The sequence below is a fragment of the Rhodococcus sp. SG20037 genome, from assembly GCF_031763325.1.
In the GTDB taxonomy this organism is placed as follows: Bacteria; Actinomycetota; Actinomycetes; order Mycobacteriales; family Mycobacteriaceae; genus Rhodococcus_F; species Rhodococcus_F qingshengii.
In genome coordinates this window covers 5,462,669-5,486,453 of the sequence record NZ_CP134497.1, presented here as the reverse complement: position 1 = coordinate 5,486,453, position 23,785 = coordinate 5,462,669, and the positions used below count along the sequence as shown (strand labels likewise).

The window sequence follows — 23,785 nt, the reverse complement described above, 5'->3', positions numbered from 1 at the left end:
TGATCTGTTGACGCAACTGCGCGAATCAGTCTGAATTTTTGAGCAATTCGAGCGCTGCGTTCCGGCCGGCACCGAAGGGGTCGGTGCCGATACCGATCCCGTCTGCGACGAGGGCACCTTCGTGAAGCAGCATGATTGCCTCGACGAGACGTTCGTCGGCTAGTCCGTCCGTCGCCAGAATGCGCCGGAAAAGGTCTGACATCTCCCGCTTTTGTTCGGCGATGACAGCGAACACCGGATGTGAGTGATCGCTGAACTCGGCGTGCGCGTTGATCATGCTGCACCCCTTGCCTCCGCTCGCCTTGGACCAGGAGGCGGAAGCGTCGAATACCGCACTCAACTGTTCGGCGCGGCTAGCTCCGGCTGATGCGAGCTTCTCGTCGCGAAAGATTCGCCACCGCCGATCTCGAGCCCTCAGGTATTCCACGACGAGACCGTCTTTCGAGCCGAACCGTTCGTACAAAGTCTTCTTCGTGACCCCGGCGTCCAGTGCGACGGTATCCACGCCTACGGCATGAATCCCCTTTTCGTAGAACAGCTTCGACGCAGACTCCAGAATGCGACGCGCTTTCGGAGTCAATTCGGGTGTGGATTCCTCTGCCATGGACAAAAGTATACCGATCTGTATAGTCGGGCTCATGAGTAAACAGATCGGTATACCTCGGATCGTGACCTCGAGATCTGCCGTGACGGCTACCTTGTCGGTCCTGTTCGTCGCGTGCTGGAGTTCGGGATTCATCGGGGCCAAACTCGGCGCCGGCAGTGCCGAGGTCCCCACACTGCTGATGTGGCGTTTTCTCCCGCTCGCGGTGGTACTGCTCCCGATTGTCTGGCTCTCCGCCCGGCGCCGGAACACGATGCCCACACCGCGGGCTCTCGGCAGGCAGGTGGTGATCGGGATGCTCTCCCAGAGTGGCTACCTGTTGTCGGTGTACTGGGCAGTCGATCTCGGGGTGAACACCGGAACCACAGCGCTGATCGACGGTATTCAGCCGCTGGTGGCTGCCGCGCTGCTCGGTCCGGTCCTCGGTGTCGCAGTCCCGCGTATGCAGTGGGTCGGGTTGGCGATCGGAATGGGCGGCGTCGCGATGGTCACGGCAGCCGATGCCGGGGCCGGTACATCGGCGCCGTGGTGGGCGTACGCGATTCCGTTCCTGGGGATGCTCAGCCTGGTTGCATCCACCTTCGTCCAGCAACGCGCTCCCACGTCTACACCGCCACTGCAGGCTTTGGCCATCCACTGCTCAACCAGCGCAATAGTTTTCACAACTCTGGCGATCGTCTCGGATGCTGCCGTACCGCCGAGTATCAGCACATTCTGGATCGCGTTGCTCTGGTTGATCGTGTTGTCCACCTTCGGTGGTTACGGGCTGTACTGGTTGTTGCTCCGCCGCATCGGCATTACGTCCGTCAACACCCTGATGTTCTTGATCGCCCCCGTCACCGCGGTCTGGGGCGCACTGATGTTCGGAGAATCCTTCACTCCGTTCACCGCGCTCGGCTTGGCGGTGGGCATCGTCGCCGTCGTCGTGGTCACCCGGGTGGGCAATCGCCCGAAGAAGCAGGACGAGGGCACGGATTCCTGCCCGGCGAGAGCTTCGATCACGTCGCGCTGATGAAGGCCGATCGGGATGTGAACCGCTCGCGGAGCGCGGTGAGTTGCTCTGCGGTGAGCTTCAGTCCGTTGATTGCGTAGTCCTCGACGGTGCCGAAGTGCGTGCGCATTTCGTCGAGAGCTGCGTCGAAATAGCTGTCACGGACTCCGAGGAGGGGTCGTAGCACTTCTGCGTCAACGCCTTTGCTCGCGGCGAAGTCGAGGATCGGTTCTGTCATGGGAGCCAGATCGGTGTTCGTCTCCAGGTAGTCGGCGCGTACATCGGCTTCGTCGGCCCCGAGGAGGAGTAGGAAAGAGGTCGCGGCCCACCCGGTTCGATCCTTGCCGGTGGTGCAGTGGAAAAGTGCTGCCCCGGTGCGTTTTTCGTCGATGAGGTCGAGGTAGAACGTGCGATAGGCGTCGAGAGCGGACGGCAGGCTGACGAAGTTGCGGTTGGCTTCCTCCATCTGTGCGATCCCACGTCCGTCGCTGATGGTCTCGGCGTATGCGACCGGGTCCGTCATGAGTAGTCCAGTGGCCGCGGCGTTTTGGGCATTGTCGGCAAGTACGTCGAGCCAGACTGTGCGCGTCGAGTCAGGGAGATTGTCGAGTGCGCCGTCGCGCTCTGCGGCGGTCCTCAGGTCGTATACCGTCCGGACGTCCAAGTCGGCGACCGCGGCAAGGTCGTCGCCGTCGAGTTTCGCCAGAGTCGCCGAACGATAGAGCGCGCCCGCGCGGACGGTGCCGTCCGCAACAGGAATGCCACCGAGGTCCCGGAAGTTCGGAGCGGACTTCAGGAGAACGCGGCGATCGAGCGGGTGAGTTGGCATGGCTGACTCCTTGTGGGTTCCGTTTCCGAACTGATCATTCATGCCTTCTGCACACTGCGCACGAGCTTTTCGGCATTGCGTCTCTTGATCCACTTGTCGATGACGAGGGCCATGAAGATCCACCCTCCCAATGCCGTGATCACCCACACGATGATCGGGGCGAGGATCCAGGACCCGACGCCGCTGATCTCGATACCGTCGGGGACCAGGGTCGCAACCCAGAGCGCGAGCAGTGTGGCGACCAAGCCGACACCACCCGCGAGCGGAGCCGCGTAGTGCAGTGCCACGCTGAGCACGAATGGGCCGAGAATCATGTGTGCGAGGGTGAATACACCGATAACGGCCAAGAAGCCGTTCACGCTCAGGCTGACCCCGGGAAGAGCAAAATGCACGACGATCAGCGCGATCGCGCCGAGAACACATTGCGAAATGAGCTGAAATAACAGACGCATGGCTTGTACCTCCGTGATCAGGTCGAGTCACCCGAGAGTGGTGTGTGCGTGGGGAACGCTTTGCTGCAGGGCTTCGGGACGAGGCGCCGTCCAGGTGCCGTCGAGCACGGAGGGACGGGGGCGGTACAGGCGCAGTACGTAGTTCCACCCGGGCATGATGGGCAGTGCGTTCGCGACGCCGTCGAGATGGACCCCGAAGCGAATGGTGGTGCTGCCGTCGGAGTCTGGGGTGGCCGTGAGGCTGTTGATGCTGTTGACGCCCAGAGCGTTCTCTTCGAAGTATCCGGCCGCGTTGTACAGCGAGACCGACCAGAACGCATCCACGGGAACATCGTTCAGGCGGAGACGGTATTCCCCGACCGGGAGACGTTCGTCGAAGTTGACGTAGGTGGCCTCGTACTCGGGAAGGCCACCCCAGCCGGATGCGGTACCGAGCAGGTGCCTGATCGGATCGACTTCCGCAGCGGTACCGAATGAATGGTCGTACGTGGTGATGCCACGCGCGAGTGCGAGGAGTGCGTCGCGGGTCTCGGTCTGCGATTGCTCGTCGTAGTCGGGCAACGGGAACTCTCCCGTTCCGCCGCCGTCGATGTTGAGGGCGTCTTGCAACCGGTTCACCTCGGCGACGTCTTCGGGGCTGTTCGGATCGACGAGGATGCGCACGATCAGTGCGGCGTAGTCGGTCCCGACCAATTCACGCGTGAGCAGGTGCTCTCCCGGGTCGCGCAGGATGACGGGACCGAAGTGATCTTGACTGACCACCCACACGGAGATGTAGCGCTCGCCGGTATCGGGCACCGTGATGGTGACGTTCTCGCGCACGTCGATGATCGCGCTGCTGTACAGAGTGTCGCGGTTCTGGCGGATGATCGGCTGGTTGTCGAGTGACCCGAGATCACGAGTGTGGTTCCACGTGCCCAGGCCGACGCCCGCGGCCAGGCGAGCGAACATGAGATCGGACTCTGCCCGATTGAAGTTCAGGACGTTGACGGCGATCGTGGACATAGTGGGTTCCAATCGGTGTCGGGGTACGGAAGCGGGCGCGGTAATCCATGGCCCGTCGGGGTGAATCAGCCCAGCAGTCGTGCTTTCGCGGCTTGGAACTCGGCGTCACTCAGCAGGCCTTGTGATTTGAGGTCGCCGAGTTTCTGCAACTCGGCGACGAGATCGACCGGGGCCGCGGGTGCGGGTGTGGGCATCGGGAGTGCGGCATGCTGCTGGGCGAATTCGTACTGCGCCTGCTCGTAGTCGGCCTGAGCTCTCCTTTGCCGGCGGGTGGCCATACCGTCGCTGACGGCGGTCGCGGTACCGGTGACGACCGCGGTGCGGGCGGCGAGGCCCAGCAGTCCGGGGCGGCCTCGTCTCGGGATGTACGGCATGTCAGACCTCCAATTTCGGGATGATCGTGTCCATGAGGGCATTGACGACGGGTGCGGGTATCCGCTCGTAACCCAGTAGCACCGCGCCTGACGCAGCGGTGCGGGCGGCGAGTTCGCGCTGATAGACCAGCTCGAGCGCGACCAGCAGCGCTGCAGCGCCGGTGGGAATGGCTGCCGCGAGTTCGGTGATGTCCTCATGCCCGAGCAGACCGGACGCGCCGAGCATCTCGACGTTGATCTCGAAGCCGTTCGGCAACTCCTCGACTTCGATGAGGGTGAGTTCATCGTCCTCGGACTTGGAGATGACGATCAGATCGAGCAGCCGCACCAGGCCGGTATCCGTAAGGTCGGTCAGTGCGGAGAGCGCGGCCGGGTCGAGGCTCTGCCCAGGCAGGCCGAGAAGGTAGAAGTCGACGGGGCCGAAACGCGCGGCACTCACGAGAGGACCTTCAGCTTGAGTGCGGCGAACTCGTCCTCGCTGATCGCTCCGGCTTCGAGCAGTGCTGCGGCTGCGGCGATCTCCTCGCTGGGGCTCTTCCCCGCGACCTCGCGGATATACGATTCGGCGGCCTTCTCGGCGTCGCGTGCGGCCTTGTTGCTGCGTTCCGTCATCCCTTCGCCGCGGGCGACGAGATAGACGAGGGCGGTCAGGATCGGTAGGAAGAGCAGGAAGAACACCCAAACGGCCTTCAACCAGCCGTTCAGCTTGTGGTCGCGGAACAGGTCGGCGATGATCGCGAACAGTGCGAAGAGATATCCGATGAAGACGGTCGCCCACAGCATCCAGCCGAGGCTTTCCCAGAAGCTCATGTGTCTTATCCGTTTCGTGTAAGGCCTGCGCACACGGTATTCCGCTGACTCACGCATTTCGGTTGATTCCGGCAATTCTCACCGGTATCGGCGGGCTTCGATCGCGGCCTAATCCGAAGCGGATGAGACCGGATTTCCACGGACATCGAACGTCTCGAGTATCTTCGACACATGATCGAAGCCGTGCGTGACGCACTCGCCTCTGGTGAGGCGGAGCAGGCTCGACGAGTCCTGCGGAAAAACTGGCTTCGTTTGATTCTCGAATCTCACACCAGGGAACTCGAGCAGCTCTGCCTTGCTCATCCCGATCCCCACGATCCGCACATCCTGCTGATACGAGCGTGCTGCCGCGATCTCAGCGGTGATCCGTACGGCGCTGAGTTTCTCCGCGGGCAGGGTCTGCGGGTGGCGTCCGACGATTTTGTCGTCTGCTTCACCGACCTGCTGCTCGCTCCGGACACCTCGACCAAGGCCGTCATCGCCGATCGCGCGCGTCACGCGCTCGCCCAGTGCGAGCCCGAGGACGATTACCCGTCCGCGCTTTTCCTCCTCGGATGGACCGAGGTCAGGCTTCGTCGTGACCTTCCTCGTGCCATCGCGCTACTTCGCTCCGCCGGCGACGAGGCGCAGTTGCAGTCGCGCACGGAGACATTGCGTCTTGCACAGTCCAACTTGGCCTTTGCGCTGACCCACGCGGGAGCATTCACGGAAGCCGAACAGATCCTCGACGGCCTTCCTGCGCGAGAGGTGGCGTCCGATTGGGAACGCTTCGAAGGTGGGCTCCCACAGTCGAATCGGGGGTGCATCGCCTACTGGCGTGGCGACTTCGAGGAGGCGATCGCTCAGTTCGATTCGATCATCGAGGAGGGCAGCCCCGGAACCAATTTCGAGGCGCTCGCCCGTCTGTACCTGGTGATGAGCCTGATCGCTCTGAACCGGGAAGACCGGTACCACAACGCCGCTCGTCTGCTGCGAGGCGTGAGCACTGCGGACAAGCACGGCATTCCTTGGGATACGCTGCGGCGCGTCACCACGGCCTGGCTCGCCCACGCTCAAGGACAGGACGAGCAAGCTCGCCGCATCGCAATGCCCACGCTGACCAGAACAGGTGCTGCGGTCGCTCACGCGCTTCTCGCGGAGCTCTACCGAGTCATGGGGGATCCGGAACCGTCAGCTCAGGCGCTTCGGTTGGCAACCTCGGCCGCGCTGCCCCGATATGCGCTGGTGAGCACCCTTGTCACGACTGCCGCCCTGAGCTCCGTCGCCGGGCGTGGACCGCAGGCACACGAGCAGTTGGATCGTGCGCTGGCGGAAGCAATCCCCGAGCGGATTCTCGCCCCATTTCTGAGCGGCGATCCGGTAATCGTCGATCTGTTGAACGCGCACGCAACACAGGGGTCGAGACACCAGGAGCTCCTGCGCACGATTCTGGAAAAACGGGGCCAGCTCTCTGCCAAACTCGCCGGAGTCCTGACGGAACGTGAGAAAGAGATCCTCACTTTTCTGCGAACTACGATGACTGCAGACGAGATCGCTGCGCACCTCGGAATCGCCTATCCCACTGTGAAGACTCACATTCGCTCGATCTACCGCAAACTAGGCGTGACCAAACGGCGTGCCGCTGTTCAAGCAGCCGACAACCTAGACCGCGGGGTCGGGGGCAATTCCGCGGCGGAGGCTGCGAACCGTCAGATCCAAGGCTTGTAGTCGCGTCCCGGAACCGCGGTTCACGTAGTCCATCGACGTGTAGAGCAGTGACCACAGCAGGTTCTGCACCCAGTCCGAACGAACGTGCGCGCACCGGGGCCGTGGTGACTATCGCTCACCGGCTCTCGACGGTGCGTGACGCCGACTGGATCGTGGTCATGGAAGACGGTCGGATCCGGAACATCGGCAACCATGACGAGCTCATGGACAAGGACGATCTGTACCGCGACATGGTGGTTGCCGGCCGGCTCGATCAGGGCGAGGCAATGCTCGAGGATTGTTGACCCGACGCGTCGGCGTGTGCGAGAGTGCTGATACCGAGCGATCGCTCGGTCGGGATGTTCTTTCGGAGGTGGCTGGTGGCAATCGATCTGACGTACGCGCCCGAGGTGGTGGCGCTGATCGAGAAGACGCGCGACTTCACGCGCAACGTAGTGCTCCCCATCGAAGACGAACACGCCGGTGACATCGCTGTAGCGGGTGGCGATGCCATCCGCATCGAGATGCAGTCGGCAGCAAAAGAAGCCGGTGTCTTCGCCCCGCATGCGCCGATCGAGTACGGCGGACACGGACTCAACATGAGTGATCGCGCGCCGGTCTTCGAGGAAGCCGGCTACTCGCTCTTCGGGCCGACGGCGCTCAACATCGCGGCGCCGGACGAGGGCAACGTTCACATGCTGGCCCACGTGGCGAACGAAGCACAGAAGCAGCAGTTCCTCGCGCCGCTCGCAAGCGGGGACATGCGGTCGGCATTCGCCATGACCGAACCCGCGCCCGGAGCGGGATCCGATCCCTCGGCTTTGAACACCCGCGCCGAAAAAGTCCCCGGTGGCTGGAAGATCAACGGTAAGAAATGGTTCATCACCGGCGCCGACGGCGCCGGATTCTTCATCATCATGGCGCGCACGTCCGGCGAGCCCGGGCAGCGCGGCGGAGCGACCATGTTCTTGGCGCCGACGGACACTCCCGGCCTGGTAGTGGGTCGACACATCGACACCCTCGACAAGGCCATGATCGGTGGGCACTGCGAGGTCACGTTCGAGGATCTCTTCGTACCCGACGAGGCCGTTCTCGGTGAGGTCGATCAAGGTTTCGCCTACGCGCAGGTTCGCCTCGGTCCCGCCCGCATGACGCACGTGATGCGCTGGCTCGGTGCAGCGCGCCGCGGCCACGACGTCGCCGTGGCCAGAGTTGCCGAACGAGAAGGCTTCGGCTCGAAACTCGGTGATCTCGGAATGATCCAGAAGATGGTCGCCGACAACGAGATCGACATCGCAGCCAGCCGCGCACTTCTGGTGCAGGCCTGCTTCGAACTCGATCAGGGCGGGCACGCGAGCAACGCGACGTCCATCGCCAAGACCTACGCTGCCGAGGCGATCTTCCGGATCGTGGACCGCTCCATTCAGATGTGTGGCGGAATGGGCGTTTCCGGCGATCTGCCGCTGGCACGCTTGTCCCGCGAAGTGCGTCCCTTCCGCGTCTACGACGGCCCGTCCGAGGTTCATCGCTGGGCAATTGCGAAACGTGTTGTCGGAGCTGCGAAGCGCGCTGCTCGGGAGGAGTCGAAGTGACGGACTTTCCAGGACTCGATCTCGCGGCGCTCCACAAGTATCTGCAAGCCGCTGGCGTCGAGGTGAGCGGAGAGTTGCGAGCCGAACTGATTTCAGGCGGCAAATCCAATCTCACCTACGGAATCTTCGACGACAACTCGAAGTGGATTCTCCGTCGTCCACCCACGGCCGGCCTCACGCCGTCGGCGCACGATGTTGCGCGCGAGTTCCGAATCACCTCGGCGTTGCAGAACACCGCCGTGCCGGTCGCGCCGACCGTCGTGCTGTGCGAGGACGCCTCGGTGATGGGTGCGTCGTTCACGGTGGTCGAGTTCGTTACCGGTCAAGTGATCCGAACCAAAACCGAGTTGGAAGCTGTTCCGGCAGCGCAGGTCACGCAGTGCACCGACGAGTTGGTGCGTGTTCTCGCTGCACTGCACGACGTCGACTACACCGCAGTGGGTCTCGGCGAACTCGGCAGACCCGACGGTTACGTAGCCCGCCAGGTGAAGTTGTGGGCCGGTCAATGGTCACGCGTCAAGACCGAGGACTCGGCCGACGTGGACAGGTTGGCGTCGAGCCTCGCGGAATTGATTCCGGCGGAATCAGCCTCGTCGATCGTTCACGGCGACTACCGGATCGACAACACGATTCTCGCGGCGAACGACGTCACCAAGGTTGCCGCAGTGGTGGACTGGGAACTGTCGACGCTGGGCGATCCGCTGGCGGACATCGCGATGATGTGCGTCTATCGGCATCCCGCGCTGGATCTGGTTCTGGGTGAGCCTGCTGCGTGGACGAGCCCGTCGCTACCGTCCGTTGTCGATCTGGCGCAACGGTATTCGTCCGTTTCGGGTCGTGAACTGGCGCATTGGAACTTCTACATGGCGCTCGGGTTCTTCAAACTCGCCGTCGTGGCGCAGGGCATCGATCACCGATTCCGAGCAGGAGCCACCGTCGGCGGGGGATTCGACAAGGCTGGATCTTCTGTGCCGGAACTGATCTCGGCCGGACTCAACGCACTGCAAGGGAAATTCGAATGACTCGATCAGCACTGGTCACCGGCGCCTCCAAGGGAATCGGGCTCGGCATCGCAACACGCTTGGCTTCGCAAGGGTACGGGCTGACCATCACGGCGCGTGATACCGAGCGGCTCGCCGTTGTCGCCGAAGAACTTACGCGCGCCGGATCGCCGGACGTCGTCGTCTCGGCCGGCGACATGGCGGACGAGAACTTCGCCGCAGCACTCGTCGCCACACACAATGAGCGATTCGGCTCCATGAGGGCTCTCGTCCTCAACGCCGGAGTGGGAACCAGTGGGCGAGTAGCGGATTACCCGATGCGACGTTTCGACAAGACCGTTGCCGTCAATCTCCGAACACCGTTTGCACTATTGCAAGCGTCGCTGCCGCTCCTGCGTACAGCGGCGGACGCGGACCTTGCCGGCGGAGCGAAGGTGATCGCTCTCGCCTCGATGGCCGGTGTGTATGCCGAGAGCGGCCTGGCCGTCTACGGAGCCACCAAAGCTGCGCTGATTTCGATGGTCGAGGCACTCAACGCCGAGGAATCCGGAAACGGCGTCAGTGCGACGGCCATCGCTCCCGGTTACGTCGACACCGACATGTCGGCATGGACACACGATCGGATCACACCGGACACCATGATCAAGGTCGACGACATCGTGGAGTTGGTGGACGGTCTGCTCAAGCTCTCGTCTCGAGCGGTCGTTCCGAAGGTCGTCATGGCGCGGGCCGGGACCAACGGCTACTCCGCCTGAAATTTCAATCCAGCTTGGCTTCGCCCCGCTTGCGAAAGAAGTGAAAGCCAGGCACCCCGACGATCGCCTGCCGCAGGTCCTTGACCACTCCGAGGAGTTCGTGGATCTCGGGCGAGACGGAGTCCAAGGTTCCGAGGATGGGCAACACCGCGGCCACCCGGTCGGTGAGCTCCGGTAGTTGGTCGATCAGCTTGATCGCGGCGCTGACCTCTGCCTCGGAAAGGTCGTCGGCGAACCTGGCGGCCAGCGGCGCGAGCTGTAGGGCGATGGGCTCGTAGATCTCGAGGAGTTGTCCCGCGATGTCCGACGTCTGCTCGACGGCCTCGACCAGTGTCTCAGCGCGAACGGTCACGGCGGCAGCTCCGATGACGACGCGGTCGGCGTTTTCGGCGATCTGGTTGATGCGCGCCACCAACCTCTCGACCGAGAAGAGGAGCGCCTCGAGTCGAGTGGGCAGGGTGACCGCAAAAGCGACCGTGGACAGGGACCAGTGCACCACGTCGCCGACGGAGCGGACGACGGTGGAGCTGCCGGGCAAAACTAGAGCCATCCCTCGATACTGCCTGATGTGACGTCAAAGTACAGGTAAATCTCACATTCACGAGGCCCGCGGCGTCTTCGAGGTGTCGGTGCCTGCGCGGACAATCACTTCACCCGCTGCCTGCCGCACCGCGCAACCTGGAAGGATCGAGACATGACGGCTATCCGTACGCACACTGTGATCGACTCGCCGATCGGAGCGTTGACGCTGGTAGCAGCAGGTGACGACCTCTGCGGTCTGTACATGGCGGAGCATCGCCACAAGCCGGACGAGTCCACGTTCGGTGATCGTTCCTCGGCGGTCTTCGGTGAAGTCGAATCGCAGCTCACCGAGTACTTCGAGGGTGATCGCACGGAGTTCTCCGTGCCGCTGGCGCCCGTGGGTACCGAGTTCCAGAAGCGGGTGTGGGACACCTTGCGAACGATCCCGTACGGCGAAACCTGGACCTACATGGAGCTCGCGCAAACTTTGGGTAACCCGCTTGCGATCCGTGCTGCCGCCGCGGCAAACGGCAAGAATCCGATCAGCATCATCGTTCCCTGTCATCGCGTGGTCGGTAGCGACGGAAGTCTGACCGGTTTCGCCGGCGGCCTCGAACGTAAGCGGTTCCTGCTCGACCGCGAGCACGGCGGCGAATCGGATGTCCTCTTCTGATGCGCTCGGCTCACAATTCGGTGATCGGGAACGTCTACCGGTCGTGACACTCAAACCGTTCGAAGACGTCGTGACCGAATACGGTGCAGTGGTCCTCCGTGTCTGCCGCGCGGTGGTCGGGCCCGTCGACGCCGAGGACGCGTGGTCCGAGACGTTCATCGCGGCGATGCGGGCATACCCGGATCTGAACCCGGACGCGAACATCGAAGCCTGGCTGGTCACCATCGCGCACCGCAAGGCGATCGACATCACCCGAGTGCGTGCCCGCGTGGCCGTGCCGACAGACGACGTTCCGGAGTTGCCGACGCGAATCGGCGTGCCGGGCACGTGGGATCACGAACTCTGGGACGCACTCGAACAACTACCACTCAAACAACGTGCGGCGGTCGCCTATCACTTTCTGGGTGGGCTGCCGTACGCAGAGATCGCGGACATCCTCGGCAACACGCCGGCAGCCGCCAGACGCGCGGGTGCGGACGGTATCGCCACCCTACGAAGAACCTACTTGTCCGCTACCGCTGCGGAAGGGAGTCACTCATGAGTAACGATGTGTTCGAGGCACTTCCAGCCGTTGACGCCGACGCCATGATCCGCCTACGGGCGCGCCTGGCTGCTCAGGCGTCCGAAGCCGAATTGATCGACGTGGCATATCGAACCGTCGATTCGCCGGTCGGAAAGCTGCTGCTGGCGGCAACTGATGTCGGCCTGGTGCGGGTTGCCTTTGCCGTCGAAGGGCACGACCTCGTTCTGGAACGATTGGCGGACACCGTCAGCCCTCGTGTGCTTCATTACCCGCGCAGGCTGGACACTGTCGCTCGCGAGTTGGACGAGTACTTTGCCGGTGCGCGTCGAGAATTCGATCTGCGCTTGGATTTCCAACTCGCGAAAGGGTTTCGACGCGAAGTGTTGCGTCATCTTCCCGAGATCGAATACGGCCACACTGCAAGCTATTCGGTGGTCGCGGCAGCGTCGGGAAGCCCACGTGCGGTGCGTGCCGTAGGGACCGCATGTGCAAAGAACCCGCTGCCGTTGGTGGTCCCGTGTCACCGGGTGGTGCGCAGCGACGGCAGCCTCGGGCAGTACGCGGGTGGCCCCGAACTGAAAGCGATTCTGCTGGATCTGGAAGCCGGCCGGTGAGCGCAGTGACGCTGCGCTTTCAGGCGCCCTATGCAGTCGAACCGCTCACCGGTGCCCTGCGGGCTCACTGCGTCGCAGGCCTCGAGCGTCACGACGACGGTGTTCACACCAGAGTCGTACCGTTGCCTTCCGGACCCGTTGTCGTGTCGGTGTCGTGGACCGACGACGGTGTCGTCGTGGATTCCGATGTGCCGGTAACGGATTCCGCAGTTCTGGAGGTGATCGTGCGCCGTTGGCTCGACCTCGACGCCGATCACACTGCTGTCGAAGCGGCGTTCGGTAGTGATGAGTTGTTGGCCCCACTTGTTGCCGCCCGTCCAGGATTGCGTGTGCTCGGTTCGGTGGACGGGTTCGAGACCGCAGTGCTCACCGTTCTGGGACAACAGGTTTCGCTCGGCGCGGCGAGGACGTTCGGTGGTCGTTTTGTCAGCGCATTCGGAGCGCCGGTGCAAGGGGATTTTCTTGCCTTCCCTGATCCGGACATGGTTGCAGCGCAATCAACCGAGGGCATACAGAAAGCCGTCGGATTGACCACAGCGCGCGCAAGAACAGTGCACACGCTGGCAACTGCGGCAGCGAACGGCCTCGACCTCTCCTGGAATGCGGATCCTGTCCAATTTCGGCGAGAGCTGTTGGCGCTAAAGGGAATCGGACCGTGGACCGCTGACTATCTCACCGTCCGGATTCTCGGTGATCGCGACGCATTCGTACCCGATGATCTGGTGTTGAAACGTGCGCTGGGGGTCTCGACGGCCAAAGAAGCCGCAGCGTTGTCCGAGCGCTGGCGACCCTGGCGAGCCTACGCGCTCTTTCATCTGTGGACCAAGGAAGCGTTTCTGTAGTCGGTCAGTCTTTCGCGCGCGCCAGTTCGGACGGCCACCAAATACGTTTCCCGATGTCGTGAGAGAGTGCCGGCACCAGGACGCTGCGCACGATGATCGTATCGAGCAGCACGCCGAAGGCCACGGCAAATCCGATCTCGGCGAGGAAGACCAGTGGCAGGATGCCCAGTACGGCAAATGTTGCGGCCAAGACGATTCCGGCTGACGTGATCACACCGCCCGTCACCGCAAGACCGCGCAGTACACCTGCGCGGGTGCCGAATTCTCCGGTCTCCTCCCGGACTCTGGTCATCAGGAAGATGTTGTAGTCGATACCCAGCGCGACGAGGAAGACGAAGGCGAACAGCGGGAACGATTGATCCGCCCCGGCGAACCCGAATACGTGTGTGAAGAAGAATCCGCTCACACCGAGGGTCGCCGCGAAGGAAAGTACCACGGTGACAATGAGAATCACCGGGATCAGCAGAGCGCGGAGCAAAGCGGCCAAGACCAGGAAGATCACCACCAGCACGATCGGGATGATCAGGTTTCTGTCGCGGACCGAGGCGGCCTGGACATCGAGGGTGGTGGCCGTGCTGCCGCCGACGAGCGCGTCGGCGCCGGGCACGTCGTGGACGGCAGTCCGCAGTCGCTTGACAGTTTCGAGTGCCTGCGGCGAATCGTAAGAGTCGGCGAGGGTTGCATTGATCATGGTTCGGCCGTCGATCGGTGCAACGGTGAAAGCCGCAGGGGCGCAACCCGCAGCGGCGGCTTGTGCGACGGCAGCGGGGTTGGTCTTGATCAGCTCGCTGACCTTTGCGACGTCCACCTGGGTGCAGACGGCGCCGGGATCCTGCGAGATACCTTCGACGCCGCTGGCTGCTTTGATGACGGCGTCGGCCCGGTCGGCGTTTGCGGTGATCACGGCCGGTGCGCCGGCTCCGGGATCGAACTTCGAGTCGTAGAGTTCTTGTCCGACAACAGCGTCGGGACGATTGGTGAAGCTTTCGGTGGATGTCAGGCCATCGGTTTCGAGACTGCCGATCCCGGCCGCGAACAGGATGATCAACAAGACTGTGGCGCCGATCCACAGTGGGCGGTCCTTGCTGCCGACGGCCTCGGCGATCTTGCCCCACATCCCGTGCGTCGTAAGGTCTGCGGCGTGATCGACCTTGGGCTTGCGCGGCCAGAAGACCCACCGTCCGGTGGCGGCCAGAGCGACCGGCATGAACGTCATCATCACCAGATAGGTGCAGGCGATCCCGATGGCGGCGACGGGTCCGAGGCTCTTGTTGGAGTTGAGTTGAGAGAACGTCAGGCAAAGCAGACCGAGAATCACGGTGACAGCCGAAGCGGTGATGGCCGGCGCAGACTCGCGCCAGGCCTTGATCATCGCGTCGAAGCGGTTGGGATACGTGTGCAGTTCTTCGCGATAGCGAGAGATCAAGAGTAGGGCGTAGTCGGTACCGGCACCGATCACCAACACGAAAAGGATGCCTTGAGATTGTCCGGTCAGAGTGAGTAATTCGGCTTTCGCGAGGAAATAGATCACCATCGACGACAAGCCGATGGCGAGGAGCGCGGAGAACAGCGGGAAGAACCACAACACCGGCGATCGGTACACGACAAGCAGGATGAGGATCACGACCAGGAGTGCCGCGCCAAGGAGCGCTCCGTCCAGACCGGCAAAGGCGTCGATGAACGCAACGAGTAGCCCACCTGGCCCGGCTGGGAGTACCTCGACATCACCAGCTGCTTGTTTTGCTGCGTCGATGACGTTCTGCTCGGTGGTCGCCAGGACATCGCCTGCCACGGATGTGTCTCCGTCCTTGGCGACGAGTGGCACGAAGATCGACGCAGTTGTGCCGTCGGCGGAGTACTGAGTGGGTTGCATTCCGTCGGCGTCTACCCCGGAGATGCCGGCAATGGCGCCGTACGCCGAGTTGATTGCAGATTTGTCCGCCTCGGTGAGGGCCGAATCTCGATGGAACAGAACAAAACCAGGGATCGTCTCGACTGCGAGGAAGTTCGCGGATTGATTGCTGACGATCGTCGATTCTGCGGAACTCGGCAGGTACGAGGCGTTGTCGTTCTTCTGAACCTCGGCGAGTTTGCCCTGGAAAGAACCGCCGAATCCGCCTGCGACGAAGGCAAAGATTGCAAGCGCGATCACGGTGAAGATCGGCACGCGAAGGCGTTTGACCGTTCCGCGCTCGTTCCGTTCTGCATCAGTTGTATCCAGCTTGGTCATGGTTCTCCTCGAACACAGTCGACCAGCACCAACAAAGCAACGTTTTCCAGTAGAACACGCAATACGGGCGTGGTGGAACCACTTGGAGTGGAATTGACGACGCTACGAAGTGCCTTTGCCGTAAGTCTCGCGGGCTGCGACGTCCATAGGAAAACGAACGACTGTGTCGCCGAACAACAATCGAGTTGCCGAAGCCGCGGCGGCCAGCACGTGGGCGGCACCTGACTCGGGGTTTCGGGTATGCACGACCACTTCGTCGTGCTGGAAGAAGACCAACTCGCCGTCCGGATCTTCGGCGAGGCGGCGCCTGAGGTCGGCGAGCAGGCACAACGCCCACTCGGACGCAGTGGCCTGAACGACGAAGTTTCGCGTGAAACGACCGCGGGCGTGAGCGTCGCCGTGGGAGTAGAAGTCGGGAGACGGTGGGGGACAGGCCCGGCCGAGCAGTGACTTCACCACCTCGCCGCGCTCACCTGCCTTGGCAGCTTGCTCGACGTACTCGACGGCGACCGGGAATCGCTTCCGCAACAAGATGAGCAGTGCTTTGGCTTCACCCGCCGTCGCCCCGTACAGGACTCCGAGGATTGCGACCTTGGCTTTTGCGCGATCCCCGCCGAAGGCTTCTGCACCGACAAGTGCGTACAGATCGTCGTCGCCGGCGGCGGCCATCATGCGGCGGTCGCCGGACATGGCGGCCAGAATTCGGGGCTCGAGCTGACCGGCGTCGGCGACGACGAACACGTGGCCCGGATCGGCGACGACGCTCGAGCGCATTGTCTTCGGAATCTGGAGGGCCCCGCCGCCTCGACTCGCCCACCTGCCGGACACGACACCACCAGGAACGTAGATCGGACGGAATCGATCTCCCCGCACCCAACTGTCCATCCACTGCCACCCGTTGGTGCTGTACAGCTTGGCGAGTTCGCGATGACGAAGGAGTAGCGGCACAGCCGGATGATCGATCTCCTGCAGAAACCACTTGCGCGTCGACGGAAGTTCGATGCCCTGACGACCGAACGCCTCGGTGATCTCCACCGAAGACGAAGGATTGACGGTGCGCCCGAAGACCTCACTGATCTGTGCGGCAAGTTCCTGCATACGAGCGGGGAGGTCGTATCCCGTCGGCCGCGGCCCCAGCCGTTCTTCGAGGAGTTCGCGATGCTTCTGCGTCGAGAACGGAAGGCCCGTGTGCGTCATCTCGGCGGCGCTGAGAGCGCCGGCCGATTCTGCTGCGATCAACAAGTCCAGTCGAGCGTCCGCGCCGATGGTTGCGCGCTGCTCGGCGAATTCGGTGACGACGGCGAGGGGATCGAGAACGGGTGCAGTGTCGAAGAGTCCGAGTCGATCGTCGTCGAACTCGTCGGCGGGCGGTGACGGTTTGCCGGCGCGCATTCCGAGTATCGCGCGGGTCAGGGAGATGTCGTGGCACCGTTGAACCCGTACGCCTGCCCGCAGAAGAGGTGGGTACACGGTCGCCGTACTCGGCCACACCCACCGCGGGTGCTCGGCTTCCTCGATGGTGCGTACCGCTGCGATCAGGTCGGGGTATTCGACGGGATCGGCGAGCGGCGTTCCAGCGGGATCGGTCCGTAGGACAGTTGCCGTCACAGCTCCCGTGGACGTCGTACTACCGGGGACCAGGACAACTCGCACGACATCAGTGTGACGGCTGGGTCCGACACGCCATCGCTCGGCGTGCTCAGGCCCTGACGAACCGGATGTGTTGACCCGGGCGGGCTTGGCCGAGTCGGTCGATATCTGCGTCCGCGACCACTCCCACCACCGGATAGCCGCCGGTGATGGGGTGATCGGCGAGGAACACGACAGGTTGGCCGCTGGGTGGGACCTGGATCGATCCGAGTGCCACGCCTTCGGTGGGCAGTTCGGTGTCGTCTGTTCTTCGAAGTAGTTCGTCGGCGCCGACGCGATCGACGCGTGCGCCGATTCGGTCCGAGTCGGTCGAGATCGCCCATCGGCCATGGAGGAGTGTTTCGGGGTTGGTGAATCGATCTGCGCGAGGACCGAACACCACTCGAATGGCGAGAGTCTCGTTTGCCATCGGCGGCACCGGTGCGAGGTCGACGGCTGAGAACGTGGTCGGCGATGGCCCGATCGGGAGAAAAACACCAGGCTCGAGAGGCGCCGGACCGATCCCGGACATCGTGTCGGTGCTGCGCGATCCCAGGATCTCGGGAACCACAATGCCGCCTCGGACGGTCAAATACGTCCGCAGTCCGCTCGGTGCGTAGTCCAGGCGGACGGTCTGACCAGCCCGCAGATCGATCACGCTCGAATGCCCGACCGGAATGCCGTCGCGGTAGGCCTGTGCCGGCGCACCGGTGAACGCGATCGTTGTCGGTTGCTGCGCCCGAAGACTCAGCCCACCCAGGAGGACCTCGACACCGGCTGCGCCCTCGTTGTTGCCGACGAGCCGATTGCCAAGCCTGAGAGATCGCCTGTCCGCCGCACCGGAAACCCCGACACCCGAGCGAAGATGACCTATCCGTCCGAGGTCCTGGATCAGGCTCAGCGGCCCGGTGTCGAGTATCTCCAGACTGTTCATCGTTGTTCCTCGTTCACGAAGCGCACGCGTCTGCCGGGATGAACGGTGGCCGGTGGTGTGGCGTTCAGATCCCACATCACGGCATCGGTGCTCCCGATGATCTGCCAGCCACCCGGTGATGCACGCGGGTAGACCGCGCTGTATCCAGCGGCCAGGGCGACGGAACCGGCAGGCACAGCGGTTCGTGATTGCGTTCGACGCGGAACGTCGAGCCGAGTGTCGCCTGAAGTCAGGTAGGCGAAGCCGGGTGCGAATCCGATGAAGGCGCAACGCCACATTGCCCCGGTGTGGGCCGCAACCACCTCGGATCGGCTCATACCAAGTGACTGTGCGACGTCGTCGAGGTCGGGCCCGTCGTACCTGACGGCGATGGTGAGTGCATCCGTCTCGAAATGTTCGTCTGTGGTCGCGGCAGAATCGGTCTGCTCGAGATCGTTCAAGCGCTTCCGGACGTACGTGAGATCTGCCGCCGGGGTGCACGTGACCAGGACCGTGCGAGCTGCGGGGAGGAAGTCTTCGACCCCGACCGGGGTGTTACGCGTCAGTGCTTCGGTGAACGCGAGAACGCCAGCTTCGGAATCGAAGTCCACGAGCAATGCGCGTTCTCCCGCGGGAAGTATGCGAGTCACAGGGAGGGCTCCCTATCGACTCGAGTCCGCTCCACGTCCGCTCGCATCGCGGCGATGAAACTCGCGATGGTGGCTCGCTCTGTGGCGGTGTAATTGCCGAGGGTGCTCACCGCCCGTGAAATGAGTGGGCCGAAGTAACTCTCGCCGAGTGCGGCTGCGGTTGGTGTGACCTGCAAGAGCACCCGCCTGCGGTCTGCTGAGTCCCGCTCCCGAGCTACGTGGCCCGCTTTGACCATCCGGTCGACGAGCGCGGTCACTGACGCCGAGTTGATACCCAGCTGTGCGCCGAGCCAGCCTGGTGTCGCCGGTGTGTCCGAGCGCTCGGCATCGAGAAGGCAGATCAACGCGCGCACGTCGGTGGAGTGCATTTTGTACTTGTTCGCAAAGCCGGAAACCGCCACGTTCAAGTCGACGGTAAGTGCGCGAAGCGAGTGGACGATCGCCATCGCTTCGTCTTCTGCATCGCCGACGCTCAAGGATGCCTCCAGCCCTGGTGTGTTGTCTCTTGATTGTCTACTATCTCGATAATCGAGAGAAATGGGGGTAGGGGATGGACTTCAATCGCGCATACGACGCTGTACTGACCAAATGGCCGCAGAAACCGCTGGGTGTGGATCTCGCGGGGCGGTTCGGTAGCACTCACGTGAACGTCTGTGGACCTGCAGACTCGCGGCCGTTGATCCTTCTGCCCGGGGGAGGTGCCACTTCGACGGTGTGGTTCGACAACGTTGGGGCGCTGTCGAAATCCCGGCGTGTTTTTGCCGTCGACACGCTGGGTGATGCCGGACTCAGCGTTCCGAATGGCGATCGGATGAAGTCCGTCGACGATCTGATCGAGTGGATGGACTCGATAGTCGATTACACCGGGGCCGACACCGTCGATGTGATCGGACATTCCTACGGCGCGATGATTGCGTTGGCCTTTGCGCTGCATCGACCGGATCGTCTCGGCAAACTTGTTCTGCTCGACCCCAATTCGAGTTTCTCCGGCATGAAGGCGGGCTACCTTCTGCGTGCGCTTCCGCTGTTGCTCTCCCCGTCGCGAGCACGCCGACGCCGACTGTTGGAATGGGAGACAGGCGAGTTGAGTATCGACTCCGACTGGCTGTCTCTCGTGGAAGTGGGCACTTCGGATCTACCGCGACCCGATCTCGTAGTGCCTCGACGTCCTTCGAAGGATGCCTTGAGCGCACTGGATGTCGAGTTGCTGGTGGTCCTCGCACAAGACGGGCGGGTGCATGATGCGGAAACCGTGTCGAAGTCAGTGCGGGAGAGGTTTCCCGCAGCGCGTGTCGAGGTTCTGAAAGCTTCTTCGCATCACAGCATTCCGATGGTTCCCGCCGATGAAATCAACCGGGTGCTCGTCGACTTCTTGGAGGGCTAGCGGATCAGGGTGCGACGACGCACCCCGGACCGATCGGTGTCGCCGGATTGACATCGACCGTTGTGACCGGCCCGCCCGCGGACGTCTGGTAGGCCATCAGAGAGTGTTCGCCCGGTGCAGTCGGAGTCCACAGCGTGATGGCGTGGCCGAGTACGACCGGCAAGGTGAAGTAGGGATCGACGGTGTCCCAGATCAGTTCCTGCGGGAACATGGTCGACGCCCGGTTCATGTCGACAATCGAGACGTTCGGCTCGTTCAACGCTGCTGTCCTGGCAACCACCAGATACGTGCAGCCCGCTCCGTACGGCGTCGTCGGTCCGCTGCTGAGACCCGGAAGGATCGTGACGTCGACTACGTCCGCGGAAGCTGACGTCGCGGAACAGATGGCTGCGCCCGCGCAGAGGGCGGCGGCGATCACGGAAGTGCGAGCGATACGTGAAAGTGTCATACCAGCAGGTCGGTTTTATCTGGGTGGGTGTTACAGGCAGACTGACCGGATGCGCGCACTTCACGTTCTGCTGGCCGGCTTCGGCTTCCTGCTGGGGTTCCTGATTATTGTTGTCTCCGGCCTGATCGAGTGGGCGTCCTTCGCCTCCCGAACCGATTTCGCCTTCGTCGGTGACTCCGCCGTGTCGGTTGGTGTTTCCAACGAGGCGATCTACACCGCCGTCGCTGCTCCACTGGTGGGTGCACTGTTGGGCTGGGTGTCAGCTGTCATCGCGACGAGGTTCGGGTGGAGCCTCACTCGTGGGGGGTGCCACGCCGGCAAGCGAGTGACCAGGCAGCGGACCCGCTTGCTGGTCCGTGGGTTATGAGGAAAGGCCCCGACCTCCATCGAGGTCAGGGCCTTCCTTTGCGCCGAGCTACTTCTGTGTCGAGCTACTTCTGTGTCGAACTACTTCTTCGAGACGCGGAGCAGCTTCTTGTTGACGAACTCGTCCATTCCCCATGGACCCAGCTCGCGGCCGACTCCGGAGCGCTTGACTCCGCCGAAGGGCAGACCGGGCAACGTCGTTCCGTGCTCGTTGACGAACGCCATTCCCACGTCGAGATCTGCAGCGACCGACCGGGCGGAATCGAGATCGCTACTCCAGACGGATCCGCTCAGGCCGTAGACCGACGAATTGGCAAGTTCCACAGCCTCGCTGGCCGACTTGACCTTGTAGACGACTCCGGCAGGTCCGAACAGTTCTTCGCTGTAGGCCCGCATGTCCGGTGTCACGTCTGCGAGCAATGTCGGTTGAACGTAGGCGCCCGGGCCGTCGATCTTCTTTCCACCGGTCAGCAGCGTGGCACCCTTGGACACAGCGTCGTCGATCTGCTCGATCAGAGTGTCTGCCGCGCTCTGCGAAGAGAGCGGACCCAAGACTGTGGATTCGTCCAACGGGTCACCGGCAGTGACGGATTCGAAGGACGTCGCCAACTTGTTGGTGAAGTCGTCGTAGAAATCTTCGGTGACGATGAAACGCTTGGCCGCGTTGCAGGCCTGGCCGGCATTGGACAGACGTGCCTTGGTTGCGGACTTGACGGTGGCATCCATGTCGTCGGAATCGAGGACGATGAACACGTCTGATCCGCCGAGTTCGAGGACGACCTTCTTGAGATTGCGTCCGGCAGTTTCGGCGACGCTGGTTCCGGCGCGTTCGCTGCCGGTCAGTGACACACCTTGAACTCGGGGATCGGCGATCATGTCCGCGATCTGCTCGTTGGTCGCGAAGACGTTGACGTAGGCGTCGTCCGGCAATCCGGCTTGTCGCAGAATCTCTTCCATCAGCAGCGCCGACTGCGGACAGTTCGATGCGTGCTTGAGAATGATCGTGTTACCGAGCATCAGATTCGGTGCCGCGAAGCGGGCGACTTGGTAGTACGGGAAGTTCCACGGCATGACGCCGATGAGAGCGCCGATCGGTCGCCGGTACACAACCGACTCCTCGGCCCCGGGAACGTCGAGTCGTTCTTCCTCGAGCAGTGCCGGACCGTGGTCTGCATACCACTGATAGATCGCGGCCGAGAGTTGTACTTCGCCCTTGGCCTCGCGGACCGGCTTACCCATCTCCAAGGAGATCATTCGGGCCAGTTCGTCTGCGCGCTCTGTGTACAGTTCGGCGGTCTTGCTCAGGACTGCCGCACGCTGCTGTGGCGCACTGTTGCGCCAGGTCAAGTAGCCGCGATGCGTGTTCGCAAGTGCGGCTTCAACTCCGGCGTCATCCAAAGTATCGAATTCCCTGACGGTTTCACCTGTCGCGGGATTGACTGTTTTGTAATTAGCCATAGTTGTACAACGTGCGGAAGGGGCTCGAAGATTCCCGAAACGCGCAATCACATTGAATCGGCTCAACAGGTTTCGATCAAATCCCGGCTGGGTACCATGTCACGCCACCTTGGGACGATGGGTGCGCTCGTAGCCCTTGCGGTCGTAGAAACGGGTGGTCACGATGCCGAGTACGACGCCGATCAGTAGCCCCACCAACGTCATCCAGACGGCATGCAGCAGGCCTGCCTCACCGCGTGCGCCGAAGAACAGGATCGATCGCGTGCCCATGTAGATCTGGTGCATCGGCTCGAATTGCGCCAGCCAGGCATACAACCTGGGGCTGGCTTCGAGGGGGATGGTGCCACCGGACGAGGGCAGCGCGAGAATGACGAACACGAACAGGTTGATCAACATGCCCAACGAGCCGAACGCGGCCATCACCGACATCGCCGTGATGCCCACCGCTGTGATGACCAGCGCGCCGTACTCCCACAATGCAAGCCCGTGAGTGACCGGCATTCCGAGGGCGCGACTGATCCACTGGAACAACGCGGAGACTATGCCGGACAACACGATCATGAATGCCCATTTGACGAGCAGCGTTCGAAACCTGTTGATACCCACAACGTCGTTCTGAACGAAGAGTGGACCGAATTCGGTAGGCGCGTATCCGAGCATGCCGTCCACCAAGGAATTGACCACGGTTGCTCCGGTGAATCCCGCAAGGACCAACAGCAGCGCGAAATAGAATGCCACCAAACCGAATCCGGTTCCGTCGGGAAGCGGATCGTGGGCAACCGTGAGTACGTTCACCGGGTTTTCGAGCAGCAGGCGGCTCGCTCCGGAGATCTGGGTTCCGGTGCCTCCCGCTTCCAACTGCGCGGTGACAAGGGCGGTGAGTTGCTCGCCCATGTTCTTGTTGACCGAGGCGAGGGCTGTGGTTCCGATCGACTGGACCAGCGATGCCGAGACGGAACCGGCGCGAGGATTGGTGTAGATCGTGATGATCGGTTGCTCTACGTCACCGGCGACGACGCTGGCCTCCGCCAGGATGATCGTCCTCTTCGTGAAATCACTGGGAATCACGATCGCGCCGTACAGCGTGCCGGAGTTCAACCGCGATTGGGCTTCGGCGATACCGATCTGCTGCAGGTCGATCTTCTGGTGGTCGATTCCGCTTTCGAGGCCGGCGACGATGTCGTTTCCGAAGTTCTTGCGGTCGGCGGGGTCGCCACCGGGGAGGGTGTCGCCCTCGTCCTGGTTGACCAGGGCGATCGGGAACTGGTCCAGGTGTTTCTTGGGGTCGAGTATTCCGCCCATGTACAACGCTGCCAGCGCAGACATCAAGAGGGTGACCACTATCAATGGTGTCAACCAGAATCGTGGTGTGTGCATGACGGTGCGGGCAGACGGCTCCGTGTTCTTGCTCATCGTCAGTCGACCGGCTTTCGT

The 23,785-nt window shown here is 62.7% G+C and carries 28 protein-coding genes; 12 read left to right on the top strand and 16 right to left on the bottom strand.

All coding sequences use genetic code 11. The annotated features are described in order from the left end of the window. Window positions 1-25: 25 nt before the first annotated feature. The gene (locus RHP72_RS25240; protein WP_047272072.1) at window positions 26-604 is read right to left on the bottom strand and encodes a TetR/AcrR family transcriptional regulator; all 579 of its coding nucleotides are present in this window, start codon (window positions 602-604) and stop codon (window positions 26-28) included. 34 nt (window positions 605-638) lie between these two features. On the opposite strand from RHP72_RS25240, the gene RHP72_RS25235 reads away from it, so the two are divergent. Beyond that, window positions 639-1,616, top strand: a complete 978-nt coding sequence (locus RHP72_RS25235) for a DMT family transporter (RefSeq protein WP_235867874.1) — start codon at window positions 639-641, stop codon at window positions 1,614-1,616. Here the strand turns inward: RHP72_RS25235 and RHP72_RS25230 are convergent. The 6 genes from RHP72_RS25230 to RHP72_RS25205 form a co-directional block, all read right to left on the bottom strand. After that, on the bottom strand, window positions 1,603-2,424 hold the full coding sequence (locus RHP72_RS25230) for a tyrosine-protein phosphatase (protein WP_235867873.1): 822 nt from the start codon (window positions 2,422-2,424) through the stop codon (window positions 1,603-1,605). The genes RHP72_RS25235 and RHP72_RS25230 overlap by 14 nt on opposite strands. A gap of 38 nt (window positions 2,425-2,462) precedes the next feature. Next, complete coding sequence (locus tag RHP72_RS25225; RefSeq protein ID WP_099698110.1) at window positions 2,463-2,876, bottom strand: phage holin family protein; 414 nt, start codon at window positions 2,874-2,876, stop codon at window positions 2,463-2,465. Between the two features lie 27 nt (window positions 2,877-2,903). Further along, entirely contained in the window at window positions 2,904-3,881 is a 978-nt protein-coding gene (locus RHP72_RS25220; RefSeq protein WP_003940299.1) for a DUF1214 domain-containing protein, read from the bottom strand. Between the two features lie 65 nt (window positions 3,882-3,946). Beyond that, entirely contained in the window at window positions 3,947-4,255 is a 309-nt protein-coding gene (locus RHP72_RS25215; RefSeq protein WP_007729626.1) for an SHOCT domain-containing protein, read from the bottom strand. 1 nt (window position 4,256) lies between these two features. Further along, window positions 4,257-4,694 carry a DUF6325 family protein gene (locus RHP72_RS25210; protein WP_007729624.1) on the bottom strand — a complete coding sequence of 146 codons (438 nt, stop codon included), beginning with the start codon at window positions 4,692-4,694 and terminating at the stop codon, window positions 4,257-4,259. Further along, the gene (locus tag RHP72_RS25205) at window positions 4,691-5,065 is read right to left on the bottom strand and encodes a PLDc N-terminal domain-containing protein (protein WP_007729621.1); all 375 of its coding nucleotides are present in this window, start codon (window positions 5,063-5,065) and stop codon (window positions 4,691-4,693) included. The genes RHP72_RS25210 and RHP72_RS25205 overlap by 4 nt, the downstream gene beginning before the upstream one ends. Before the next feature lie 171 nt (window positions 5,066-5,236). Between RHP72_RS25205 and RHP72_RS25200 the strand changes: the two genes are divergently transcribed. The 5 genes from RHP72_RS25200 to RHP72_RS25180 all read left to right on the top strand — a co-directional run bounded on the left by RHP72_RS25200 (window position 5,237) and on the right by RHP72_RS25180 (window position 10,099). Further along, window positions 5,237-6,772: a LuxR C-terminal-related transcriptional regulator gene (locus RHP72_RS25200; protein WP_311093969.1), complete on the top strand. Its 1,536-nt coding sequence runs from the start codon at window positions 5,237-5,239 to the stop codon at window positions 6,770-6,772. A 47-nt stretch (window positions 6,773-6,819) separates the two neighbouring features. Next, window positions 6,820-7,056, top strand: a complete 237-nt coding sequence (locus RHP72_RS25195; RefSeq protein WP_371746406.1) for a hypothetical protein — start codon at window positions 6,820-6,822, stop codon at window positions 7,054-7,056. Between the two features lie 75 nt (window positions 7,057-7,131). After that, window positions 7,132-8,343: an acyl-CoA dehydrogenase family protein gene (locus tag RHP72_RS25190; RefSeq protein ID WP_003940162.1), complete on the top strand. Its 1,212-nt coding sequence runs from the start codon at window positions 7,132-7,134 to the stop codon at window positions 8,341-8,343. Next, on the top strand, window positions 8,340-9,365 hold the full coding sequence (locus RHP72_RS25185) for a phosphotransferase family protein (protein ID WP_007729609.1): 1,026 nt from the start codon (window positions 8,340-8,342) through the stop codon (window positions 9,363-9,365). Before RHP72_RS25190 ends, RHP72_RS25185 begins: the two co-directional genes overlap by 4 nt. Beyond that, entirely contained in the window at window positions 9,362-10,099 is a 738-nt protein-coding gene (locus RHP72_RS25180; RefSeq protein WP_030537223.1) for an SDR family oxidoreductase, read from the top strand. The genes RHP72_RS25185 and RHP72_RS25180 overlap by 4 nt, the downstream gene beginning before the upstream one ends. Window positions 10,100-10,103: 4 nt before the next feature. On the opposite strand, the gene RHP72_RS25175 is transcribed toward RHP72_RS25180, so the two are convergent. Beyond that, on the bottom strand, window positions 10,104-10,649 hold the full coding sequence (locus tag RHP72_RS25175; RefSeq protein WP_311093968.1) for a ribulose 1,5-bisphosphate carboxylase large subunit: 546 nt from the start codon (window positions 10,647-10,649) through the stop codon (window positions 10,104-10,106). Window positions 10,650-10,793: 144 nt separating this feature from the next. On the opposite strand from RHP72_RS25175, the gene RHP72_RS25170 reads away from it, so the two are divergent. Genes RHP72_RS25170 through RHP72_RS25155 form a run of 4 tightly spaced genes read left to right on the top strand, consistent with a single transcriptional unit; the run spans window position 10,794 to window position 13,273 of the window. Then, the gene (locus RHP72_RS25170) at window positions 10,794-11,294 is read left to right on the top strand and encodes a methylated-DNA--[protein]-cysteine S-methyltransferase (RefSeq protein WP_003940613.1); all 501 of its coding nucleotides are present in this window, start codon (window positions 10,794-10,796) and stop codon (window positions 11,292-11,294) included. Then, window positions 11,281-11,835: an RNA polymerase sigma factor gene (locus RHP72_RS25165; protein ID WP_080961251.1), complete on the top strand. Its 555-nt coding sequence runs from the start codon at window positions 11,281-11,283 to the stop codon at window positions 11,833-11,835. The genes RHP72_RS25170 and RHP72_RS25165 overlap by 14 nt, the downstream gene beginning before the upstream one ends. Continuing rightward, on the top strand, window positions 11,832-12,431 hold the full coding sequence (locus RHP72_RS25160) for a methylated-DNA--[protein]-cysteine S-methyltransferase (RefSeq protein ID WP_007729599.1): 600 nt from the start codon (window positions 11,832-11,834) through the stop codon (window positions 12,429-12,431). The genes RHP72_RS25165 and RHP72_RS25160 overlap by 4 nt, the downstream gene beginning before the upstream one ends. Next, window positions 12,428-13,273, top strand: a complete 846-nt coding sequence (locus tag RHP72_RS25155; protein WP_007729596.1) for a DNA-3-methyladenine glycosylase — start codon at window positions 12,428-12,430, stop codon at window positions 13,271-13,273. Before RHP72_RS25160 ends, RHP72_RS25155 begins: the two co-directional genes overlap by 4 nt. Window positions 13,274-13,277: 4 nt before the next feature. Here RHP72_RS25155 and RHP72_RS25150 read toward each other — a convergent pair whose 3' ends face one another. The 5 genes from RHP72_RS25150 to RHP72_RS25130 all read right to left on the bottom strand — a co-directional run bounded on the left by RHP72_RS25150 (window position 13,278) and on the right by RHP72_RS25130 (window position 19,171). After that, on the bottom strand, window positions 13,278-15,503 hold the full coding sequence (locus RHP72_RS25150) for an MMPL family transporter (RefSeq protein ID WP_311093967.1): 2,226 nt from the start codon (window positions 15,501-15,503) through the stop codon (window positions 13,278-13,280). Window positions 15,504-15,605: 102 nt separating this feature from the next. Then, complete coding sequence (locus tag RHP72_RS25145) at window positions 15,606-17,156, bottom strand: bifunctional 3'-5' exonuclease/DNA polymerase (RefSeq protein WP_311093966.1); 1,551 nt, start codon at window positions 17,154-17,156, stop codon at window positions 15,606-15,608. Between the two features lie 46 nt (window positions 17,157-17,202). Further along, complete coding sequence (locus RHP72_RS25140) at window positions 17,203-18,066, bottom strand: biotin-dependent carboxyltransferase family protein (protein WP_007729591.1); 864 nt, start codon at window positions 18,064-18,066, stop codon at window positions 17,203-17,205. Next, a complete protein-coding gene (locus RHP72_RS25135) occupies window positions 18,063-18,695 on the bottom strand; it encodes an allophanate hydrolase subunit 1 (RefSeq protein WP_007729588.1) in 633 nt (210 codons plus the stop codon). The genes RHP72_RS25140 and RHP72_RS25135 overlap by 4 nt, the downstream gene beginning before the upstream one ends. Next, window positions 18,692-19,171 (bottom strand): MarR family winged helix-turn-helix transcriptional regulator, encoded by a 480-nt coding sequence (locus RHP72_RS25130; RefSeq protein WP_075834447.1) that lies wholly within the window; start codon window positions 19,169-19,171, stop codon window positions 18,692-18,694. The genes RHP72_RS25135 and RHP72_RS25130 overlap by 4 nt, the downstream gene beginning before the upstream one ends. 74 nt (window positions 19,172-19,245) lie before the next feature. Between RHP72_RS25130 and RHP72_RS25125 the strand changes: the two genes are divergently transcribed. After that, window positions 19,246-20,079 (top strand): alpha/beta hydrolase, encoded by an 834-nt coding sequence (locus tag RHP72_RS25125; RefSeq protein ID WP_311093965.1) that lies wholly within the window; start codon window positions 19,246-19,248, stop codon window positions 20,077-20,079. 4 nt (window positions 20,080-20,083) lie between these two features. Here the strand turns inward: RHP72_RS25125 and RHP72_RS25120 are convergent, their stop codons facing one another. Beyond that, complete coding sequence (locus RHP72_RS25120; protein ID WP_311093964.1) at window positions 20,084-20,527, bottom strand: hypothetical protein; 444 nt, start codon at window positions 20,525-20,527, stop codon at window positions 20,084-20,086. Window positions 20,528-20,576: 49 nt separating this feature from the next. Here RHP72_RS25120 and RHP72_RS25115 point away from each other — a divergent pair, with 49 nt between their 5' ends. Further along, complete coding sequence (locus RHP72_RS25115) at window positions 20,577-20,894, top strand: hypothetical protein (RefSeq protein WP_311093963.1); 318 nt, start codon at window positions 20,577-20,579, stop codon at window positions 20,892-20,894. Window positions 20,895-20,974: 80 nt separating this feature from the next. Here the strand turns inward: RHP72_RS25115 and RHP72_RS25110 are convergent, their stop codons facing one another. Both RHP72_RS25110 and RHP72_RS25105 read right to left on the bottom strand, forming a co-directional pair. Then, on the bottom strand, window positions 20,975-22,351 hold the full coding sequence (locus RHP72_RS25110) for an NAD-dependent succinate-semialdehyde dehydrogenase (RefSeq protein ID WP_039973099.1): 1,377 nt from the start codon (window positions 22,349-22,351) through the stop codon (window positions 20,975-20,977). A 99-nt stretch (window positions 22,352-22,450) separates the two neighbouring features. Beyond that, complete coding sequence (locus tag RHP72_RS25105; protein WP_007729572.1) at window positions 22,451-23,764, bottom strand: YhgE/Pip domain-containing protein; 1,314 nt, start codon at window positions 23,762-23,764, stop codon at window positions 22,451-22,453. Between the last annotated feature and the right edge of the window lie 21 nt (window positions 23,765-23,785).

Coding starts and splice junctions, on each gene's coding strand:
- RHP72_RS25105 (WP_007729572.1), bottom strand. CDS start 23,764: ATGAGCAAGAACACGGAGCCGTCTGCCCGCACCGTCATGCACACACCA.
- RHP72_RS25200 (WP_311093969.1), top strand. CDS start 5,237: ATGATCGAAGCCGTGCGTGACGCACTCGCCTCTGGTGAGGCGGAGCAG.
- RHP72_RS25230 (WP_235867873.1), bottom strand. CDS start 2,424: ATGCCAACTCACCCGCTCGATCGCCGCGTTCTCCTGAAGTCCGCTCCG.
- RHP72_RS25150 (WP_311093967.1), bottom strand. CDS start 15,503: ATGACCAAGCTGGATACAACTGATGCAGAACGGAACGAGCGCGGAACG.
- RHP72_RS25180 (WP_030537223.1), top strand. CDS start 9,362: ATGACTCGATCAGCACTGGTCACCGGCGCCTCCAAGGGAATCGGGCTC.
- RHP72_RS25110 (WP_039973099.1), bottom strand. CDS start 22,351: ATGGCTAATTACAAAACAGTCAATCCCGCGACAGGTGAAACCGTCAGG.
- RHP72_RS25215 (WP_007729626.1), bottom strand. CDS start 4,255: ATGCCGTACATCCCGAGACGAGGCCGCCCCGGACTGCTGGGCCTCGCC.
- RHP72_RS25205 (WP_007729621.1), bottom strand. CDS start 5,065: ATGAGCTTCTGGGAAAGCCTCGGCTGGATGCTGTGGGCGACCGTCTTC.
- RHP72_RS25240 (WP_047272072.1), bottom strand. CDS start 604: ATGGCAGAGGAATCCACACCCGAATTGACTCCGAAAGCGCGTCGCATT.
- RHP72_RS25115 (WP_311093963.1), top strand. CDS start 20,577: ATGCGCGCACTTCACGTTCTGCTGGCCGGCTTCGGCTTCCTGCTGGGG.
- RHP72_RS25165 (WP_080961251.1), top strand. CDS start 11,281: ATGTCCTCTTCTGATGCGCTCGGCTCACAATTCGGTGATCGGGAACGT.
- RHP72_RS25140 (WP_007729591.1), bottom strand. CDS start 18,066: ATGAACAGTCTGGAGATACTCGACACCGGGCCGCTGAGCCTGATCCAG.
- RHP72_RS25125 (WP_311093965.1), top strand. CDS start 19,246: ATGGACTTCAATCGCGCATACGACGCTGTACTGACCAAATGGCCGCAG.
- RHP72_RS25160 (WP_007729599.1), top strand. CDS start 11,832: ATGAGTAACGATGTGTTCGAGGCACTTCCAGCCGTTGACGCCGACGCC.
- RHP72_RS25170 (WP_003940613.1), top strand. CDS start 10,794: ATGACGGCTATCCGTACGCACACTGTGATCGACTCGCCGATCGGAGCG.
- RHP72_RS25225 (WP_099698110.1), bottom strand. CDS start 2,876: ATGCGTCTGTTATTTCAGCTCATTTCGCAATGTGTTCTCGGCGCGATC.
- RHP72_RS25235 (WP_235867874.1), top strand. CDS start 639: ATGAGTAAACAGATCGGTATACCTCGGATCGTGACCTCGAGATCTGCC.
- RHP72_RS25220 (WP_003940299.1), bottom strand. CDS start 3,881: ATGTCCACGATCGCCGTCAACGTCCTGAACTTCAATCGGGCAGAGTCC.
- RHP72_RS25175 (WP_311093968.1), bottom strand. CDS start 10,649: ATGGCTCTAGTTTTGCCCGGCAGCTCCACCGTCGTCCGCTCCGTCGGC.
- RHP72_RS25120 (WP_311093964.1), bottom strand. CDS start 20,527: ATGACACTTTCACGTATCGCTCGCACTTCCGTGATCGCCGCCGCCCTC.